Below are 1035 nucleotides of genomic sequence, written 5' to 3'. Positions count from 1 at the left end.
GAGGGGCGCGGGCGTGCTTTCGACGCGCGGTTCGATATTGTCCTGCAGCGGGTTGGCCAGCAGCCTGCGACACAGGTCGAGCTTTGCGGCGCGATGGCCGTTGGCGAGGAATCCATAATGGCGGATGCGGTGGAAGCCGTCCGGCAGGGTGTGCAGCAGGAAGCGCCTGATGAACTCGTGCACATTCAGCGTCATGAGCTTTGCCTTGCCGCCATGCTGATAATCTCTCCAGCGGAACACAATCTTGCCGTCGGCCATGCTGACGAGCCGGGAGTTTGCGATGGCGACACGGTGGGTATAGCGACCGAGATAAGCCAGCACCTGCTCTGGCCCGCCGAACGGCGGCTTGGCATAGACGACCCATTCGAGGCGGCGGGCCTCGCCCAGCCGGCGTCTGAACACGACGGGCAGCGCCAGTTCGGCGAGATCGCCGAAGAAGCTCAACTTGCCCGCTTCATACGCTGTCCGCAGTTCCTCCAGAAAGAGTCGGCGGAACAGGCGCGACAGCACCCGCACCGGCAGGAAGAAGCCGGGCTTGCAAGAGATCCAGCGCGTTCCATCGGGCGACAGCCCACCACCTGGCACGATGCAATGGATATGGGGATGATAATGGAGGTTCTGACCCCAACTGTGCAGGACGCCGACAAGGCCGATCTCGGCTCCCAGATGTTTGGAATCGGCGGCGATGGTGCGTAGCGTCTCGGCGGCCACCTTGAACAAGATCGTGTAGACCGCCGCTTTGTTCTGGAAGGCGATCGCCGCGATTTGCGCCGGCAGCGTGAAGACGACGTGGAAATAGGGAACCGGCAGGAGTTCGCCCTGCCGCGCGGCAAGCCATTCCCGGCAGGCCTGTCCCTGGCACTTCGGGCAGTGCCGATTGCGGCAGGAATTGTAGGCGACGCGGATCGCCCCGCAGGACCGGCAGCCCTCGACATGGCCGCCCAGTTCGGCGGTCCGGCATAGCTCGATCGCGCTCATCACGCGCCGCTCGACGCGCCCGAGATGGCCGTCATGGGCCTGCCGATACGCCTCGCC

General features: G+C 64.6%; 1 protein-coding gene. It reads right to left on the bottom strand.

Translation table 11 applies throughout. The features are described 5' to 3' along the window. On the bottom strand, nt 1-1035 hold a 1035-nt coding region (locus NKH13_RS35495), incomplete at both ends, for an IS91 family transposase (RefSeq protein ID WP_352917483.1).

The organism is Mesorhizobium sp. M1348, from assembly GCF_040317925.1.
GTDB lineage: Bacteria > Pseudomonadota > Alphaproteobacteria > Rhizobiales > Rhizobiaceae > Mesorhizobium.
The sequence above is the reverse complement of the archived record's forward strand: the minus strand, read 5'-3'. Positions and strand labels throughout refer to the sequence as shown.